Here is a 20773-nt window from a genome sequence, read left to right as displayed (position 1 = left end):
GAAAAAGCAGCCAGTCGGTCACTAAGAAAGGTTGATAGTGCCCGTGAGCGAAGAAAAAGCAGCCAGTCGGTCACTAAGAAAGGTTGATAGTGCCCGTGAGCGAAGAAAAAGCAGCCAGTCGGTCACTAAAAGAGGTTGATAGTTCCCATGGGTGAAGAAAAAGGAGTCAGCCGGTCACTAAGAGAGTCTGATAGTGCCCGTGAGCGAAGAAAAAGGAGTCAGTCGGTCACTAAAAGAGTCTGATCGTGCCCGTTAGAGGAGAAAATCCAGTCAACCGGTCACTTAGAAGAACTGATATTGCTCATGAACAGAAAAAGGTAATCTGATCGAGACATAATTAACATGCTGTTGCTTAAAGCTGTCCAAATACCAGCCAGTACTCGTTCGTAGAAACAACATTCTATATATGCTATATTCGATATATTAACCTTTTTTCGGGGGTGAGTTAGGCGTGGCCGTAGTGACACTCATCGTATTACTGGGGATTTTATTAGTTGCAGGATATTCAAAACAAAAGAATCCAACGACCATATTTGATAGAAAAACATATGAAAGCAAAACAACCGTGGCGCCGGGAGTTACGCATACAATGGAAAAGTATCAATCAGGCTTTCTGCATGAGGCTATACATATACTTGAAATCCAGCTAGACATTCCAAATACAAAACTTGAGCTGGCCATTCCGAATCCACTTCATTCATTAAAAACAACAACAAGCTTTGCCAAGGAAAATAGTACATTTGGACACAGAGTGATTGGTGCAGTAAATGCCGCCTACTACTTTGAAAATGGCTATCCTGCTAATTTAATAGCAAAGGATAATCAAATTCTTCATTACGGAATAATAGGTGAAAGAGTTGAAAGTCCCACCCAACGTCCAGTTGCGTTCGGCCTTTCGAAAGACGGTAAGGCACTGATAGACTACTTTTATACAGAATTATCTTTCGCGATAAATGGCAGCCACTACCCTATTGACCGCATTAATAGTGATGGCACTGAGAATAAGACAGTATTATACACTCCCACTCTCGAAACCACAGGAGCTTATGGGCAATACCTGGAGATTATTGTGAAAAATAGCTCTCAAAATACGGACAGATTACATTTTGGGGATTCCTTTACAGGAAGGATATCCGAAATTAAGGAACACAGTCAAACCGGCAGCACAATCATCCCAGATGATGGCTTTGTTCTTTCCATCCATAAAAAAGAGCTTGCGGCTCAATTAGGCACATTACCAGCCGACACAGCTATCGAGATTCATGTATCCATAGATGAAAAATGGCAGGATACTCAGTATATGCTGGCAGCAGGTCCTCTTTTGGTAAAGGAAGGGAAAGAGGAAATTTCAATGCCTATGAATACCTCATTTGTTAAAACACGTCAGCCGCGTACAGCTGCAGCGATTGATTCAACAGGAAAGCGCGTCATGCTCGTAACGGTAGACGGAAGACAACGGGGCTACAGTAACGGCGTCAGCCTCCATGAGCTTGCTGCTTATCTGATTTCAAAGGGTGCTGTCGCAGCTATTAATCTCGACGGCGGTGGCTCTACGACGTTCACTGTACAAAATCCTAGTACTGAACAGCTTGAATTGGTGAACAGACCTTCCGAAGGACGTGAAAGAAAGGTATCCGCGATTTTACAAGCAGTAACAACTTCTAATAAAAAAACGAAATGAAAAGTTAAAGGCAGCAGGGGAATAACACATGACAAAAATCAAAAGACAGCTTGGATTTACCATAATATATGCTTTTGTAATTCTTTTTACAGCATGGTCAACCCATCAATTAGATCAATCAACATTAGTGACTCAACAGAAGGTAGGAGACCCTTCAATCGTTAAGGGGAAGGATCAGTTCGTTCCTAATTTGTTCCTTGAAGGCGGGGAAAATATCGTACATTACGACTCAAAAAAGGTAAACCCAACAGTCAATGAGGATGTTGAATTTATATCAAGTATTAAACAACAACAGGAAGAACCCTCTCAAAATACTGTATCCCGTACAAATGAATTGGCAGAGAATAGCCTGCATGAAAAAACAACTGAAATGGAAGCAAAGGAACAAAATGATAACACCTTGTCTGAGATAAATAAAGAAACCGCTTTAGATGACCCCAAAACAGAGGACACTCAAGAAAAGGATCCAATACCAGAAGAGACAGAAGGTAAGGAAGTAACCCTGGAAGAAAAAATAAATTCCATAGTTGGCGAAATGACCCTTAAGGAAAAGATCGGTCAGATGATGGTAGTAGGCTTTTCAAGTAAGCAGCCTGATGATCATATAAAAAAAATGATAGAGGAATACCATATTGGCGGCGTTATTTATTATGATCGAAACATGGAAACTCCCGAGCAGGTGGCTTTATTATCTAACAGTCTTCAAGGACTGGCGCAGGCTTCATCAGAATGGCAGATTCCTCTTATGCTTAGCGTTGATCAGGAGGGCGGAAGGATTGTGCGGATGAAGGGTCATGTGACACCTATTCCTTCACAGCAGGAGCTTGGGACAAGAGGGGATATTCAGGAAATCTATGCAACCGCAAAGCGAACGGGAACGGAATTAGCGCTAATGGGAATTAATGTGAATTATGCACCGAATCTGGATTTATCCAAGACAGATACACGCTCGTTCGGTGAGAACCCGGAGAATGCCTATTTATTCGGCAGCCAGGTGGTTAACGGGATGACAGATTCGGGTATAACCTCCACGTTAAAGCATTTTCCCGGAAATGGGAGAAGCGCAGTTGATCCCCATCAGGATACCTCATCTGTAGAGGCAGATAAGCTGGACCTAGAAAATAGTGACATCTATCCCTTTAAAAAAATGATAGAGAATGTCAATCATAATCGTTTTTTTGTGATGGTGACACATATTAAATACCCGGCTTATGATAAGGATAAACCGGCCAGCATCTCATCAATCATTATCCAGGACCTTTTAAGGAAGCAGCTCGGTTATACGGGAATTGTAGTGACGGATGACCTCGAAATGGGGGCAGTTAACAAGTATTATTCCTATCAGGATTTGGGATATGAAGCAGTAAAAGCAGGGGCTGACCTCCTATTGGTCTGTCATACACTTGAAAACCAAGTCCAGGTGTATAATGGGATATTGAATGCAATTGAATCAGGTAAACTATCTCAATCTGTCATCGATGATGCAGTTAAAAGAATCCTGCGGCATAAATTTTCATCCATACAGAATATTTACGTCGACCCGAGTGCTGCAAAACAAATGGTTGGAAAATAATTAATAGTTTCTTAAATAGATAGTGTTTTTAAAAAAAAGTGTTGATTTTTGTTAGCAGGTTGATTGGAGTGGAAGGCACGCAGACTCCTGCGGGAGAAGCGAGACAGGCGAGACCCCGGAGACAAGTGTCGAGGAGGCTCGGCGGTCGCCCGCGGAAAGCGTAGTGCCTGGAACGGAAATCAACAACATAGTTTTACATGGCCAAATAAATAAACCTTCATTATTTATAAAAGACTGTACATCAGTCTTTTTTTTTGACCAAATTTACTCGAAGTTACTAAACAAACTGAATTTTATAGTAATATAATAGTGGGTAATTGGTTTTAGGAGGATTTTTGTGAAAAAAAGAGCAATGTTTATGTATATGGTATTATTCGTTTTATGGTTTGCGCTATATGCAGCCATTGAAACACTAAAAACAAAAGGTGAACTAACACAGGCTGGTCAAACAAGCTTACTTGACCAGGAAGGAAATCCTATCCTTCCTGCTGCTACTAACTGGATCCATCATTATGGGATTCCTGAACTATTTTTAGATTATATCGATAAAGAGGGGATAACCAATTCTCTTCCTAACCTTCTCTATTCAAATCAGCCTATTAAAAGATTTGTAACGCAGCAGCTGATGGAGCATTCCTTTTCAAAGCAGCTCCAGCAAGAAATAGTGGTTAATAAAATGTATTTTAATAACGGAATAGTTGGAATGGGAAATGCTTCTTCTTATTATTTCAACAAAAAATTAAGTGAAACCACGGAGCTTGAACAAACGCTTTTATTAATGCTGTCACAAAAAAGAGAATACAAGAATATCAAAACCGAGATGCATTCCTTTTTGCTAGGATTAGAGAATGCAGGCTACATAACAAAAGAAGAACAACAAAAAATGCAATCAAAAATACCCAGCTTAATAGACAGGATAAATAACCCCAATACCATCGCGCAATCCTACACGCAGCAGGTAATTAAAGAATTGAAGGGAATATTTGATTTATCGGAGGGTGAGCTATTTCGAAAGGGTTATGTTGTCAGGACTACATTGGACAGCGATATTCAAGAGCGGATGTATCAAACCTTTCAGGATGTGAAAAATTTCCCCTATAAAGAAAGAGCATTTATCGAAGCAGGAGGAGCCGTTATCGAGGAGGATTCAGGGAGAATTGCTGCTCTCATGGGAGGGCGTTATTATCACACATCCACATTCAATCGGGCTACAGATACAACGCGGCAGCCAGCCTCCACCTTTAAACCGTTAATTGAATATGCTCCTGCCATCGACATGGGATGGAAACCTACGGATTATTTAAAGGACGTACCCATGAAAGTTGGGGATTACGAGCCTAAAAATTATGATGGGGAATATAGAAAGCAGGTAACATTAGAAGAGGCCCTTGTCCATTCGTATAATATACCCGCCGTGTGGCTTTTGAATGAAATTGGTCTTAATAAAGGCTTACAGTATATGGATAAATTTGACTTATTCTCATTGGACCGTGAGGATGGATTCGGCTTGGCACTTGGATTTACCAGTATTGGTACATCGCCGCTTTCTATGGCACAGGCCTACACGATTTTTCCGAATGAAGGAAAAATGACAGAGGCACATGCCGTAGAAAGGATTGAAAGCCAGGATGGTAAAAGAATCTATAAAACACACAGATTTCAAAAGCGAATCATTAAAGAGAAAACAGCAGAAACAATGCTGCCAATGTTACAAGAGGTTGTGAAGAGCGGCACAGGTGACGAAGCGCAGATGAAGGGACAGAAAATAGCGGGGAAAACCGGCACGACCTCCTATGATGGGTGGTTTGTTGGCTTTAACGACAAATATGTTGGATCGTTCTGGATTGGGCCGGATGAGGTTACCCCAAGAAACCGAATGGTCTATAGCGGTGCAGAATACCCAGCGGAATTATTCAAGAAAGTTTTTTCAGAGATTGACTAAGTAGATCTACTATCAGGAGGATACATCCATGCAATGGTTCATTTTTATATTTTTAGCCATTATTTTTATCGTAACTCCCTATCAAAGAGGGCTTTATTTCACGGCTGAATCCTACGGGACCTATTTTATCATCATTTCCTTAATGCTTCTGCTGATTGTCAGGCATTTATTGATAAAAAAAGAGACCTATTCATTAAAGACAGTCCTACTTGTTTTGCTATTGCCGATAAGCTATCTCCTATCACTGCCGGTAGCTGAGAGCCCAATGGGAGCAATGGATTCTGTGATAAAATGGCTAGCCTATTCGTCATTTTTTCTTCTATTATATTGGGTTTCCTTTAAACCTGCAGTCAGGAAATGGCTATCACCCATTTTTATTTTAACGGGGACGCTGATTTCCCTTTTTATGCTAATGGTTTATTGGGGCACTTATGATTATCATGATGCAGTGTTGAATAGTCGGTTTGCAGGCGTATTTCAATATCCTAATACGTTTGCCATGGTAATGGCGGTTTATTATTTATTCTGCTTGCTTTTGATGACGAAAAAAGGCAGCTCTATTTTATCGTATCTAGTATACGCCATTCCACTAATCCCTTTTTTCATTTGCTTTATACAAGCGTCTTCAAGAGGGATGATTCTCATTCTGCCACTCCTTTGGTTTATAGGATTGGTGATGCTATCAGTCAAGCGGCAGATTGAGTATATAACCTACACAATCATTACAGTAGGCTGTTCTTTATTGCTAAACTACCTTCTATTCTCAAAGAATGTAGGAGTGGCAGCAAGCATCGCTGTAATTCTTCTGTCGGCTGCACTTAATATTGGAATGAAGTATCTCTTCTATCGTAAAAATTTACAAATCAATTTTTTTACAAGGAAGGGAATGCAGTTTGTGTTGCCAGCTACAGCTATAATTTTTTCTGTTGCTGCCATGCTTGATTTGAGATATAAAGGTTTACTATATCGCGTGCTCCCAGATCATCTGCAGGATAGAATCTCGGAAATCAGCCTGCAGGCAGGGACAGCTCAAGAGCGTTTCATCTTTTTCCGAGATGCTTTAAGGATGAGTAAGGACTCACCCTTCATTGGCTTTGGCGGGGAAGGCTGGGCAACGGTTTACAGCATGTATCAGCAGACTCCCTATCTATCCAACAAGGTTCATAATGGGTATCTTGAATGGTTGTTGGATACAGGCTGGGTAGGATTTATTATCTTTTTTATCGTATTTGGCTATTTATTACACAAGGTATTCCAAGGCTATAAACAAGCACAGGACAAGTCTATGTCAACGGCTGTTGTGATTGCGCTATTGACGATTGCAGTACACAGCTTTATTGATTTTAATTTTTCCTTTGGTACAGTTTGGCTCATGGTAATGTGGCTGCTTGTCATGGGGATTCCAGAGCAAGATGGGTCACATGAAAAATCCTTCTTCCGTATGAGTGAAGTCAATCAGAAGAGAATGGTTACCATTACATTAAGTATATTCGCCATTCTGGTTGTCGTAGGAATCATTTCCTCATTTAGATATATGCAGGCAGTACAATATGCTGATGAAGCGAGGCAAACGACCGATTCTATAGAGAAGATTTCAGTGTTTGAAAAAGCAATCGACTATCACCCTAAGAATGTGACCTATCAAATGAATTTAAGTGATTTTTATCTGCATAGGATGAGGGAAAATCCAGAGTTGGATTATAGGAAGGAATTAGAGGATATGGCTGCTGATATGGTGCAGCTGGAACCACATCATTCCATTGTTCTGCAAAAGGCTGCCGGTATCCAAGCGCAGTTAGGAAACAAGAAGGAAGCCCTAGCATTACTCGATAAAGCCTTAGAGGTTGACCACTATAATACACAGTTATATGAACAAAGTATGAAATTAAAGCTGGAAATGGCAAGAATGGTGCCTGATCAAAAGCAGCAATGGGCAAAGGCGGCTTTAGTGGATTATCAGCAATTTAGTCAGTGGGAAGCTGCTTTTCAACAACAGGATTTGTCAAAGGAATATAACAGCAGGGATTTTGGGATAACGAGTCCTATAGCGTACTATACAGGTCTTTCCTATTATCTGTTAGGGCAGCCTGAGAAAGTAGTAGAATTATACAGTCGATATAATCATTTGAAGGATGATAGTAAGATAAAGGCCTTAATGATTCTTGCACTGAAAAGTATTGACGATGATCAGCATCATCTTTATTCTCTTGAAGGAAATGATAGAGCCCTAAAGGAAACGGTAGAGCAATTAAGAGGTTTATAATATGAATAAAGGGAAAATTATAGACAATTCCTATCATAATCTGTATATTTAATAGTGTAAAATAATAGTAAATTATACCTAAAGGAGGTGGGCGATCCCGGTTTAACATAGCAAGAAACTGGCGATCGAATTATGTTGAAGAAAAAATTATCATTTATTAGTGGCTTAGCAGCTTTTACGCTTCTATTCACTCCAATTGCTTCTAATGCATTAGCAGCGGAGAATACAGAAGATAAAGCGGAAGTTGTGATCTTAGAGGAATCAGGACAACCAGAACAAAAAGTAACACAGACTGTATATGATGGCGTTACTTACGATGCATATGGCGTAGCAGATGATGCCTATGGTGTTACTGACGATACATATAGTGTAGCAGACGATGCGTATGGTGTTACTGACGATACATACGGTGTAGTAGACGATGCATACGGAGTGACTGATGATACATATGGTGTGACAGATGATGCCTATGGCGTTACTGACGATACGTATGGTGTAAAAACATTTAATGATATTCAAGGACACTGGGCACAAGGTGATATTGAAGTTTTAGCTACGAATGATATCATCAAAGGAAAAACAGCAGATTCCTTTGCTCCTGATGCTGATATTACTAGAGCTGAATTTATCACGTTAGTGGTACGTATGTTAAAAAGCTACAATGTTCCAGAAGGTAGCGTTCAACTAAGCTTTAATGATGTGGATGCAAATGCATGGTATGCACAGGATGTTCAGTACGCTGCTTCTTTAGGGTTAACAAATGGTGATGGGAATGGCCGTTTTAATCCAAATACTGAAATTACGCGTGAACAAATTGCTACGTTTATTGGACGAGCTTTAACCATTGTTTCAGGACAACAAATTCCAGTTTCTTCTGATCAAGTATTAGTGAACTACACAGACCGCAATGCAATAAGCAGCTATGCGAAGGATAGTGTAGCGCTTTTAGTCCAATTTGGAATCATTAATGGTAAGACTGCTGATACGATTGCACCACTGGCAAATGCTACACGTGCTGAGACAGCAGCAATCATAAATAGAGGACTATCTTTAATTAATTTGTACTATAATTAATAAATAGTTTATATAGAAACAACGGGATAGCATCCATTGCATATGGCAATGGAATGTTATCCTTTTTTATGTAAAAAAAATCTCTACCATTAAATAACATGAAAAATTCATAGTTATGTATGTGGTAATCTGATAGATTAGAAATATAAGAGATAAAGGAGGAAATAAATGAAGAAGGCAGTATCGATTTGTTTGGCTGTTTGTCTTTTGTTGTTTTCCGTTCCAAAGGCGGATGCTGCAGCAGATGATATTTCAGGCCATTTTTTTGAAAAAGAAATGCGTTTTCTAATTTCGGAAGGAATTCTGCAAGGGTATGGACCTGGCATTTATAAACCCGATGGCTCCATTACACGTGCTGAATTTGCGGCTATGGTAATCAGGGCACTAGAACTGGATTCAGTTGAATCGGCCGGCGTTTCAATTGCCGAAGACTCAGAGCTATCATACAGCGATGTAAATCCGACTGACTGGTATTATAGTGTCATTCAGTCTGCTGCAAAACAGGGTATTGTAAAAGGTTATCCAGATGGTACGTTCCTGCCAAATATCCAGATTTCACGTCAAGAAATGGCTATCATGATTTTCCGTGCAATTGACTCAAAGGGAATTATTTCAAATCCTTCTGAGCTTACTTTTACAGATAAAGCACAAATTGGTCCATCGTTCCTTGATGCGGTTCAACGGTTAGTTAATTTGGGTATTATGGGAGGAAATCCTGATAATTCATTTGCTCCGTTAGCGCAGGCTACTCGCGGACAAACGGCAGCGGTAATCAGCCGAATGCTGATTAAAATAAACCCTACTCTTGAAAAAAGCTTTAGTGTAGTAGAATTTAATTCAGATGGCTCTAAACGGCTGATTTCTTCTTATGCTGATTTTAATACAGCAAAAAATAATGTAAATGGCAGCCAAGCAATTATGAAGGGTAATAGTATTGTATATATTAAGAATGGTATTGCAGTATCAAATAGTGTGACCAATATTTTTGATGGCGCTAATTTAGCTAATCCAAGTAGAACGTATGTCAGCTCGGGTACAGAGCTTCAGTATTTGGATGCCTCAGAAAATTGGGTAAAGATTTCTATCGGTGGCAAGGAAGGCTATGTGGACCCGAAGAATGTCAACCTGACTCCTGCATCACTGATTGCCGATCGCTCTTCTTATAAACGTGTCGACAGTGAGTTATACCATACAATATATAACCCACTGACGAAAGTGAGTAATGCTGTTTTATTAGGTGAGGCGCCATCCTTTATGGTGGAAGGGCAAAAGTACTATAGCTGGGATGGAATGAACTTTACTGATGCAAATGGTACTATTGCCGGTCAGTGGACTATTTTTCATCGCAGTTTAGATTTAAGAACGCCTTCGAGCTATACAGGCGAAGAGTTAGATCGATATCTGAATGATAATTATCCTGAACAATATAAAAAGGCATTAGCTCAATTTTTAATGAAAGAAAAAGGTTATTCAAAGGAAGACGCAGAGGCGATTGCCAGCAAAAGTCCTTTAGCAGGCCTAGGAAATCGTTTTAAAGAAATGGAAGCAAAATATGGCGTGAATGCTCTGTACTTAATGGCACATGCCATCCATGAAAGTGCATGGGGTACAAGCAGTATTGCACAAAATAAAAACAATCTCTATGGGATTAAAGCAACAGATTCAGATCCTGAGGGCAATGCCAGTGTGTACGAATCGTTTGATGCATGTGTTGAAAGAGCGGCTGAATTCGTATCAACTGGATATCTTACACCATCAAGCTGGAAATTTAATGGAGCATTTCTAGGTAATAAAGGTGCAGGAATGAATGTAAAATATGCCTCTGATCCATATTGGGGAGAAAAAATTGCCGGCCACATGTACCGCGCACAAACCTACTTAGACGGACTTAAATAATCATATGTACTGTAAAGGGATAACTTTAAATAGTTATCCCTTTTTAGTTCGTATTTAATATTTTGTTAAGAACAATGTTGAACCTAGCTGGTTGATTGCAGTGGAGGGCACGAAGACTCCAGCAGGAGAAGCGAAACAGTTGAGACCCCACAGACACGCAGTGTCGAGGAGGCTCGGCGGTCGCCTGCGGAAAGCGAAGTGCCTGGAGCGAAAATCAACAACAAAGTTAACAGAGCTGAAATAAAACAAATCTACAAAATCTATCTATATTTGACATTGTAAATGTGAAAAAAGTGTAAAATAAAAGATAAGGAAATTCAGAAAATGGATAAAATAAATATAAAATACTTTACATATATAATTTTGTCCATTGACTTCCATTTTCTCGGTGAATATGATTCAATAGTGAATATGCTCTCATTTTCAGCTCCTTATAAGAGTAGTAAGTGGAAGTACTTAACAGTTACATCTATATTACAATGAAAACGATAGCCTTTTTATGGTTTTGAACAGTTTACAATACTAGACCCCAATAAGGGAAGTTATGTCGATTTATGCTATATTATTAGAGGAGGTCTATTATAATTTTGAGGTTAAGAAAATGAGCGATCAGTATGTAGATATTTTAGGGGTTTCTTTTTATAACACAAATCGTTTTCAATTTGTTCAACAATTAGATAAACATATAATAAATAATGATAAGGTTTTTGTCGTTACAGCGAATCCGGAAATCGTGATGCATGCCAATGAAGAGCCAAAATATATGGAAATTATTAAGAAGGCTACCTACATAATTCCAGATGGAATCGGTATTATTAAAGCTTCTCGTTATTTACATCGTCCAATTGAGGAAAGAGTTCCGGGCTTTGATACGATGATTGACTTATTAAACTTAGCGAATGCTAAGAGCTATAGTATTTATCTATTAGGAGCAAAACCGGGCACAGTAGATAAAGCCGTGCTGGAAATAGAGCGGGAATATCCGCAGATTGACATAAAAGGCTTCCATCATGGCTATTTTGATTGGAATTCGACTGAAATCCGACAGGAAATCATGGAAAAAAAGCCAGATTTAGTGTTCGTTGCTCTTGGTGTACCCAGACAGGAAAAGTGGATTGAAAATAATCTGCCATATTTCGAGAAGGGGATTTTCATGGGAATTGGCGGAAGCTTTGATGTTATTGCAGGTGAGGCAAAGCGCGCTCCGCTTACATGGAGAAAAATGAACCTAGAATGGTTATACCGATTCATCAAACAACCAAGCAGAGGTTCACGGATGCTTGCTATTCCTAAATTTGTTATTGAAATCTTCAAGCAGAAGGTAAATGAGCGAAAATGAATAATGAATTAATCAAAGGAACATTAATTTTATCCTTCGCTACTGTCGTGATTAGAATATTAGGCAGTATCTTTCGGATTCCGCTTCAGAATATAGCCGGTGATGAAGTCGTCGGGATATTCAGCTTAGTCTATCCGGTATATATGGTTATTCTAACTTTATCTGTTGCGGGAATTCCAGTGGCGATTTCTAAGATGATATCGGAAGCAAATACATTAGGAAAAAAAGGTGAGATTTATAAGATTTATAAATCAGCCTTGTTTCTTTCCCTTATTTTTGGATTTACGAGCTTCCTGTTGATTATGGTTTTTTCCGATCATATTGTTCGATTAATGGGCGGCGAAAGTGTTCGTTTATCCCTTATCATTGTATCCATAACATTATTAATTGCCCCCTATATGGCTGTATACAGGGGGTATTTTCAAGGGTTCGAAAATATGAACCCTACTGCTGTTTCCCAAATGCTTGAACAGTTTGTCCGTGTTCTATTCATATTAATTATTGCCAATGTAATGGTAAAAAGAGGCTATGAGCCTGATATGATTTCCGGCGGCATTATGATTAGTTCTTTTGTGGGTGCAGGTTTATCCTTGCTTTATTTACGGTATTTATTTTTTGTTTCCCCGTTAAAGCCGAAAAAGGAAGTTGAATTTCGCTTTGCGGATTTTTTACAAATGAGTAAAAGAATACTCTATATTTCTTTGCCTATCTGTATTGGCGCTATTACCATGGCCCTGATTAATTTTGTCGATTCATTTACCATTCCAGTCAGTTTAATTCATAGCGGCTTTTCCGAAAAGGATATCCCTTATTTATATGGTATATATGGTAGAGGAATAGCCCTGGTCCAAATTGCCAATTTCTTTTCTTCTTCTATTGTACTGCCGTTAATACCTCTTATATCAAAGTCTATTGCACAGCAGGATTGGAATAAGGTTTCCACGCTGACTGAAAAGACGCATTACTATGTCCATCTTATTTCATGGCCGACAGGATTTGGAATGTTTGCCTTAACGCTTCCGATAAATTTAGCTTTTTTCAAGGATCTCCAAGGCAGTGATATGTTGGCTGTCTTTCATTTAAGTGCGGTATTTATGTCACTGACGTTACTCGGTACCGGAATTCTCCAAGGCATGAATAAAGAAAAATTAGCGGCGCAAATCATTGTGTCCTCTGTACTTTTAAAAATTGCGACAAACTTTTTATTTATAAAATGGCTAGGCTTATTAGGCGCAGCCTATTCGACGTTATTTGTTTACTTTGTAATTTTTGTTGTAAATTCGTATTTTATCTGGAAGGTAAAAAGCTTTGTGTTTTGGCGCAAGCAAAACAACTCCATTGTCTTTGCTTCTCTTGTCATGGCCGGAGTTGTTGGTATTCCGACGCTGCTGCTAAATATTTCAGACTGGAGTAGAATGGGGACGCTGTTGTATTTACTTGGATCGTTAGCTGCGGCTGTCATTGTTTATGCCATTGTTCTGCTTTTGACAAAGGGAATCAGCAAGGAAGATTTGAAGGAAATGCCAATTGTAAATAAACTGATTGGAAAAATGGATTTGAGGGGAAAATCATGAAGGTTGTGATATCAGGGTATTATGGCTTTGATAATATTGGGGATGATGCCATATTACTTTCCATCATCCAAAGTTTAAAAGAGTATGATAGCAGATTAATGATAACGGTGCTCTCTAACAATCCTGAACAGACGAAAGAAATATACCAGGTCCATGCTGTAAATCGCTGGAGCATGAAAGAGGTTTTTCAAGAAATAAAGACAGCGGATGGTCTCATTAGCGGTGGTGGCAGCCTGATGCAGGATGTGACAGGTAAGAAATCGATAATCTATTATACAGGGGTTATTAGGATAGCGAAATTCCTAAAGGTACCTGTCTTTATTTATGCTCAAGGAATGGGACCCTTTAACAGTAGTTTTAGTAAATGGCTCGTTAAGAATACGCTGAAAAAAACAGCGATTACGGTCCGGGATCATGAATCAAAGGAATTATTAAAATCCATTGGGGTGGAGAATGAGATTGAGATCGTACCCGATCCTGTTCTGGCCCTTAAGATTATTCCCCATGATAGCCCTTGGTGGAAGGAACAGGCATTCTCTGGACCTGTATTAACCGTGTCTGTACGGCATTGGCCATCAGCTGTGTCATATAAAGAAAAGATTGCGGCAGCATTAGATAGGATTGCTGCAAAGGGTATTAGGATTGTTTTTGTCCCGATGCACGGGAAATATGATGCAGAAGCTTCGGCAGAATTGGCCAAGCTTATGAAAGAGAAGAGCGTTACCGCACCATATGATGCTTCAATTGAAGAGAAAATATGTATCATAATGCATTCTAATTTATTATTCGGTATGCGGCTGCATGCCCTCATCTTTGCTGCCATATCGAATACTCCTTTTGTTGCTTTGTCCTATGATCCTAAAGTGGATTCCTTTGCCGGGATTATGGAGCAGAAAGTTGCCGGTCATGTTTCGGAAAATAACTGGACGGCAGAATCACTCTACGAGCAGCTATCCATGCAATTGAGTAGCTTAACTATAGAAAAACAAAAATTATACCGCATTATGGGCCCTTTGCAAAAACAGGCACATGAAACAGCCGCAAAGGCACTAAAATATATGGGATCAGACTCTGGTTATTTTGTGGAAACACAAAATTAGGGTCTGGTCCCTTTTGTGAAATATCCCCCAATAATAGACATTTTGTGATAAAATATGATAGGAATCAAATCAGTACAGATAGGAGGTTTATTTTTTTGAAAAAATGGAGCACCTTTATATTCACTTTTTTTGCTGCTCTACTCTTTCTCTTTCCAGGCTTTAATCATAAAGTCTCAGCCACAACATTAAATGATATCCCCGCAGGTTCATCATCTGAAATCTCTTATTTACTAGATAAGGGAGTTATTAAGGGTTATCCTGGAAATCTGTTTCTTCCAAATCAATATGTTACTAGAGATGAAGCAGCAACGATGATTGGGAGAGCTCTTGGATTAGACGGTACACAGAGAGCAACTATTTTTCCGGATGTGGGGAAAGACTCGTATGCATCAGGTTATATTCAATCTGCTGTAGAAAAGAACATCATTGGCGGCTACTCAGATGGAAGATTTGGGCCGAAAGACAAGATTACTAGAGGCCACATGGCATTTCTTTTACAAAGAGCGTTTAATCTGACTGAGGGAAGTAATATTACATTTATTGATGTGCCTAAGTCCAGTGCAGAGTATAATGCGATTGACCAAATAACAACTGCAGGTCTTAGCAATGGATATGCAGACGGATCCTTTAAGCCTGCATTACCGGTTACAAGAGAGCAGTTTTCTTTGTTTGTTGCCAGGGGATTAAATAAGGACTTTCGTGTTTCATTTCTAGGTCAGCCTATTAAGGAAGCGAGCGTCAACGTGGAAAGCTGGGATGTTTTGAACGTCCGTTCAGGTCCTAGTTCTGATTATGCAAAGGTAGGCAGCTTAAAGGCTGGAACGAAAGTTAGTGTTTATCGCTATGAAGGAGATTGGGCCTATATCTCATCAGGTTCAATCATTGGCTATGTTAACAGCTATTATTTGTCTACACCTACGAAAGGTCATGTAATTGCGATTGATCCAGGACATGGAGGAAGTGACCCAGGCGCGATTGGAATTGGCGGAATGCTTGAAAAGGAACTTAATCTATCTGTTGGATTAAAGGTTGAGAGTCTCTTGAAAAATATGGGCATCGAGGTTGTCATGACACGCAGAACTGATACATATCCAACATTAACAGAGCGAGTGAATATTGCTGTTAATGGGAAAGCAGATGCTTTTTTAAGTATTCATGGAAATAAGTTTAATGCCGAAAGTGCAAATGGAACTGAAACCTATTACAGTACTGCATCTGTAAGGTCTGAAGATAGTAAACAGCTAGCAACGTTTGTCCAAAATCGATTATACCCTGCTTTAGGGACAACTAATCGCGGAGTTAAAACGGCGAATTATACAGTTATCTATAGTACTCCGCTTCCTTCTGCATTAGTTGAGTTAGGTTTTATCTCTAATACGAGTGATGCCAGTAAGCTAGCTTCTGATACTTATAGAAATAAAGCGGCAGAAGCCATTGCTTTAGGAATTCAGGATTATTATAATTGGAAAAAATAATAAACGGGAAATCTCCCGTTTTTTTTTATGTGGATGTGATAGTATGAGAAAGAAAATGATAGAATGGTAATATCATGTCTTAATTGAAAGGGAGATTATTGTGAGCACCCAAAAAGTTTATTCTATATTTCTTTTTCTCTTCTTGTTACTAATTCCTTTCAATGTCTACGGGGAACAACCAACAGAACGTGTGATTATTATGTTTCAACATGAGATAGATTATGAGCTTCTGAATGAACAGGACGTAATCATTCATCATACCTTCGATGACCTGCATGCTGTTTCTGCTACTATTTCAGTGGCCGGAAAGGATGCTTTACTGGATTCTCCCTCAGTTAAATTCATTGAAGATGACCCTGAAGTGAAGACTACCTCACAGGAGGGAAGCTGGGGTTATAAATCATTGAATATTGAAAAAACAAAGCAATCAGGCTTGACGGGTAAAAACATTAAAATTGGCATCCTTGATACAGGAATTCGAATGGATCACCCGGATCTTCAAATCGAAAATGGTGTATCATTTGTTCAAGGAGCATCAACCTATAATGATGACAATGGTCACGGTACACATGTAGCTGGCATCATTGCTTCCAAGGACAATGATATTGGAGTAGTGGGTGTTGCGCCGGATGCGCAAATTTATGCTGTGAAGGTATTAAACCAGTATGGAGAAGGAAATCAATCAGACGTGGTTGCCGGAATCAATTGGGCCATTGAGAACAAGCTGGATATTATTAATTTAAGTATTACTTCCTCAAGCGGTTCCTATCTGCTGCAAGAAGCGTTACAAAGGGCATATGATCAAGGAATCATGATTGTGGCAGCCTCCGGGAATATTGACAGACCCATCTATGGTGAAATGAATGTCCTGTATCCCGCCCGCTATCCGTCTGTAATTGCTGTCGGTTCTGTTAATTATGATGAAATGGGAAGACTAATCAGATCGGATTTTTCCTACTATGGGAAGGATTTAGATTTTGTTGCTCCAGGCCAGGATATTTATAGTACTTTTGTAAACGTCGGAGGGAATGATTATGGCTTTTCATCTGGTACCTCAATGGCTGCTCCATTTGTAACAGGGATGGCTGCATTATATAAAGAAGCGTATCCAACAGTTCATTCTTCAGTTATTCTAGAACAGATGGAAGCATCAGCCTTAGATTTAGGAAGTCCTGGAAGGGATGCTGAGTATGGCTACGGCCTCATTCAGAGTCCTCCTGGTACGATTTTTACAGATGTTGCTGATACTAGCTGGTATGCTAAAGAAGTCAAGGAACTGTATAATAAACAGATTGTTAACGGTTATGATAAGGGGAAATTTAACCCTGATGCTCCTATTACTCGGGCAGAGGCTGTAACGATGCTTGGAAGAGCAAAGGCACTTTCTAATGAAGGGACGGAAACTCCTTTTTATGATGTACCAGCAGGGCATTTTGCAGCGGGCTACATCAATAGTGCAGTTCATGAAGGGATCATATTTGGCTATCCAGACAATTCCTTCCAGCCAAATACAAATATTCTTAGAGCTGACGTTGCTGTCATTTTACAGCGGGCTTTCGATATCCCGGCAGTAAATGAAAGCTTATTTCCAGATGTTCTACCTGAATATTACTATTTCGATGCAGTAAATAGCTTAGCAGCTAAAAAAATTGCAAATGGGTACCCTGATGGAAGCTTTAAACCCGGTCTTCCTATTACCAGAGCAGAATTTAGTATTCTTCTATATAACACGTTGAAATTATATGAATAAAAAAGAGACCATGTTCAGCCAATGGGTGAACATGGTCTCTTTTCTTATCCATTAATATCATTATTTGCTCTGCTTGCATGTATCGTAGATGTATCAAGACCTAAATGCTTGCGAAGCTTGTCTGATAGCTCCTGTCTTGTTTCATCCTCTACGATATAGAAATAGGTTCCATCTATTGTATCGTCAGATCCATCAATTTGTAGTTTTTCAATATTTTTTGCAGCGTTTTTGTATGATTTTTGCATACCGATTACTTCTTGCAACGTTAAGCTTGTTTTTACATTGTCAGAAAGTGCTTCTAATACCTCATCATAATTCGTTAAAGTTGAAATTGAAGCACCTTTACTAATAACCTTTGAAATGACTTCACGTTGTCTTTCCTGACGTCCGAAGTCTCCATTTGGATCTTGTTTTCTCATCCGGGCATATTGAAGAGCTTCTTCCCCATCTAGGTGCTGCTCCCCTTCTTTTAAGGTAACGCCGTCCAATTCAAATTCATATTGATTGTTTACGTCTATTCCGCCTACAGCATCCACAATATCCTTGAAGCCTTCCATATTCACTTGAACGTAATAATCAAGAGGGATATTTAAAAAGTTCTCGATTGAATCAATCGTCATTTCAATTCCGCCGTATGCATAGGCATGGTTCATTTTGTTAATCTGGTTATTATCTGAATCGCTCTTATCTATTAACTCAGCACGTGTATCACGAGGAATACTTAATATTTTTGTCGAGTTTAATTCTGGATTAACTGTCAATACTAGCATAGAGTCCGTTCTTCCGGCGTCATCTTCTCTCTCGTCAACACCGACTAATAAAATAGAAACCGGATCCTTTTCCTCAAATTCAACAACTTCTTCACGTTTATCCGATTTTTCACGGTCAAGTGACGTTGTCATCTTATCTACGGCGCTAGCTACATCTCCATAAATGTTATAAACGAATAATCCACCGAGGACGAATAGAGCAAAAAAGGTAAACAGAACAACTCGTTTCCAATTCAGCTTTTTCGACTTTTTCTTCTTTTTTCTACTTGATCTTGTATCCATCAAAGTATTCTCCTCTATATAATTTGTCTCTTTATGTCATAGTCATAATGAAATTATAAGCTTCTATATAATAGCTGGCAACTAGTAATTAACAACCGATTATATATATTTTTCCAGACATATGCTATAATTTTGTGTTGAACGTTTTAAAATTATTGTATTACTATATTGATAATAAAAAAGGAATCACATGAAACTGGGTAAAATATTATTTGACAGCACTTTCTATTGTAGCACACTAAAAAAAATTGGGATGCATAATGGGGAAATTATCACAAAATGTTCGATTGATAATAGACTCTGCATTATCCATTAACTTCATTCAGCAGTCATCCTCCTATACTAAAGTTAAGGAATGAATGCAAAAAGCTCTTTGATTCAATGGGGTTCAAACCTCTGCTGACTGAAGTTAAGCCTCCCGGCGGATGTCGGATTTTTAAGGGTAAGGGTAATTTATCGAGCAAGCTCGATAAAAATCCGGACGCAAATTCGACGGGCGAATTTGATTAAGATTCACTTAATTACAAGCAAAAGGCGGAAATGTGGACAAGTTTGGAGTGGAAAGGATTTACATGAATAATTTTGAGAAACTATTAGTGACCGTTTTTTTCATTGAGGTTTTTGTCGGTGGTGGAGGAAGACTGTTTGTTGATTTTGGTTTTCTGTCGCTTCGCCAGGTTTTGTTTATCGGATTGATACTAACGTTTATCTTTCGAATTATAAAGGAGAAGGCCTATACCAATCTTGAGGTAAATACTTTTTTTCGTATGAATCCTGTTACAATAGGGGTTTATTTACTAATTGCGTGGTTTTTCGTCAGTGCCATTGTTGGTTATTCTAATGGCCACAGTCCTTCTGACATCGTGACAGACTTTTTTCGGGTATCTTTTTTTGCTGCTTATTTTCCATTGGCTTACTATATTTCAGAGGACCGATTCACGAAGCAAAGGATTATTACGATCTTAAAATATTGTGTCTTCGGCGTAGCTGTCTATACAATTTTAATTGCTTTACTTGGAAAAACGGTATTCTCGGCTAACTTTGAACCATATAAGCAATTTTTAAAATCAATTATGACGGATAATATTGTATTAAGACCAAGTCACAGCATTTTTTACAAAAGTCATTTTTTTGTTTTCGTCGGTTTTATTCTTTCATTAAATGCATTTTTATCGAAAAGATTTACAAAAATCGATATCGTCAATATATTCCTTTGTGCACTTTCTCTGTTTTGGTCAGAAACTAGAGGGTTTTTACTTGCCATCATGGCAGCCCTTCTGATGCTTATTGTTATTGATGTAAAAATTGCTTCCGATTCAAGCAAGGGTATTGTAAATAAAGTAAAATCATTGGGGCGTAACTCAGCATTAATAAAAAAGTCCATTATATTATTGCTGATTTCCTTCTCGATGGTCTTCTTGTATAAATATATGACACTGGAACGGTATGAGGAAACGATAACAGAAAGTGAATCATTGGAAAATGTAAATGATACATCTATTAATATCCGCCTCGAATATTATGAGGATTCAAAACGAATTTTATCAGAAAGCCCTGCTAACTTTCTTTTGGGTACAGGCTATGGTACTGCCATTGCAGGGAAAACTTGGGGAATTGAGATGAGTTTTCTTGATATATTAGTTGAACAGGGGACACTTGGATTATTATTATGGTTCTTTTTATTTTTCCTTGTTTATTATCATTACTATTCTGCCAATAAGCAGGGAGCTGTACTCACAGATGTGGACCGATCGTTTGCGGCGATATTTTTTGGTGTATTATTACTAACCAATACGAATCCATTTATTAATAACTCGATCGGGATTACGTACTTATTAATTATCTTGATTCTTTCACGACAAATGAAGGAAAGGGCTTCAAACATTTGATGGTGTCTGGCAGCCATGCTAACGGGTTCTCTTAAAGTGTGAAAAAAAACAAATCACATCAGCAAAAAGGAATCATTAAATAACAAATTAAATCCTTCGGACAGAAGAAAGCCAAATGTAGCGGGTTGTGTCCGAAGTTCGGGTATCTTTGGACAGAAGGAAGCA

13 protein-coding genes are annotated in these 20773 nt (G+C 38.8%); 12 read left to right on the top strand and 1 reads right to left on the bottom strand.

The features are described from left to right. The first annotated feature begins 451 nt into the window (after positions 1–451). The 11 genes from ACHUFV_RS13775 (at position 452) to ACHUFV_RS13725 (ending at position 17667) form a co-directional block, all read left to right on the top strand. Positions 452–1681, top strand: a complete 1230-nt coding sequence (locus ACHUFV_RS13775) for a phosphodiester glycosidase family protein (protein ID WP_394235034.1) — start codon at positions 452–454, stop codon at positions 1679–1681. Between the two features lie 28 nt (positions 1682–1709). Then, a complete protein-coding gene (locus ACHUFV_RS13770) occupies positions 1710–3254 on the top strand; it encodes a glycoside hydrolase family 3 protein (protein ID WP_394235032.1) in 1545 nt (514 codons plus the stop codon). A gap of 337 nt (positions 3255–3591) precedes the next feature. Continuing rightward, positions 3592–5196: a transglycosylase domain-containing protein gene (locus ACHUFV_RS13765; RefSeq protein WP_394235030.1), complete on the top strand. Its 1605-nt coding sequence runs from the start codon at positions 3592–3594 to the stop codon at positions 5194–5196. Between the two features lie 28 nt (positions 5197–5224). Beyond that, entirely contained in the window at positions 5225–7459 is a 2235-nt protein-coding gene (locus ACHUFV_RS13760) for an O-antigen ligase family protein (protein ID WP_394235028.1), read from the top strand. A 132-nt stretch (positions 7460–7591) separates the two neighbouring features. Continuing rightward, entirely contained in the window at positions 7592–8533 is a 942-nt protein-coding gene (locus tag ACHUFV_RS13755) for an S-layer homology domain-containing protein (protein ID WP_394235026.1), read from the top strand. Positions 8534–8701: 168 nt separating this feature from the next. Then, entirely contained in the window at positions 8702–10429 is a 1728-nt protein-coding gene (locus ACHUFV_RS13750; protein ID WP_394235024.1) for an S-layer homology domain-containing protein, read from the top strand. A gap of 601 nt (positions 10430–11030) precedes the next feature. Then, the gene (locus ACHUFV_RS13745) at positions 11031–11768 is read left to right on the top strand and encodes a WecB/TagA/CpsF family glycosyltransferase (protein WP_394235022.1); all 738 of its coding nucleotides are present in this window, start codon (positions 11031–11033) and stop codon (positions 11766–11768) included. After that, positions 11765–13342 carry a putative polysaccharide biosynthesis protein gene (locus tag ACHUFV_RS13740; protein WP_394235020.1) on the top strand — a complete coding sequence of 526 codons (1578 nt, stop codon included), beginning with the start codon at positions 11765–11767 and terminating at the stop codon, positions 13340–13342. The genes ACHUFV_RS13745 and ACHUFV_RS13740 overlap by 4 nt, the downstream gene beginning before the upstream one ends. After that, positions 13339–14442 carry a polysaccharide pyruvyl transferase CsaB gene (csaB, locus tag ACHUFV_RS13735; RefSeq protein WP_394235018.1) on the top strand — a complete coding sequence of 368 codons (1104 nt, stop codon included), beginning with the start codon at positions 13339–13341 and terminating at the stop codon, positions 14440–14442. The genes ACHUFV_RS13740 and csaB overlap by 4 nt, the downstream gene beginning before the upstream one ends. A 95-nt stretch (positions 14443–14537) precedes the next feature. Continuing rightward, positions 14538–15917 (top strand): N-acetylmuramoyl-L-alanine amidase, encoded by a 1380-nt coding sequence (locus ACHUFV_RS13730; protein ID WP_394235016.1) that lies wholly within the window; start codon positions 14538–14540, stop codon positions 15915–15917. 100 nt (positions 15918–16017) lie between these two features. Beyond that, complete coding sequence (locus ACHUFV_RS13725; protein WP_394235014.1) at positions 16018–17667, top strand: S8 family peptidase; 1650 nt, start codon at positions 16018–16020, stop codon at positions 17665–17667. Positions 17668–17711: 44 nt separating this feature from the next. Here the strand turns inward: ACHUFV_RS13725 and ACHUFV_RS13720 are convergent, their stop codons facing one another. Further along, positions 17712–18719: an LCP family glycopolymer transferase gene (locus ACHUFV_RS13720; RefSeq protein ID WP_394235012.1), complete on the bottom strand. Its 1008-nt coding sequence runs from the start codon at positions 18717–18719 to the stop codon at positions 17712–17714. Between the two features lie 572 nt (positions 18720–19291). On the opposite strand from ACHUFV_RS13720, the gene ACHUFV_RS13715 reads away from it, so the two are divergent. After that, positions 19292–20608 (top strand): O-antigen ligase family protein, encoded by a 1317-nt coding sequence (locus tag ACHUFV_RS13715; protein WP_394235010.1) that lies wholly within the window; start codon positions 19292–19294, stop codon positions 20606–20608. The last annotated feature ends 165 nt before the right edge of the window (positions 20609–20773 follow it).

This window comes from Niallia oryzisoli, assembly GCF_043641075.1.
In the GTDB taxonomy this organism is placed as follows: Bacteria; Bacillota; Bacilli; order Bacillales; family Cytobacillaceae; genus Bacillus_BD; species Bacillus_BD oryzisoli_A.
The sequence above is the reverse complement of the archived record's forward strand: the minus strand, read 5'-3'. Positions and strand labels throughout refer to the sequence as shown.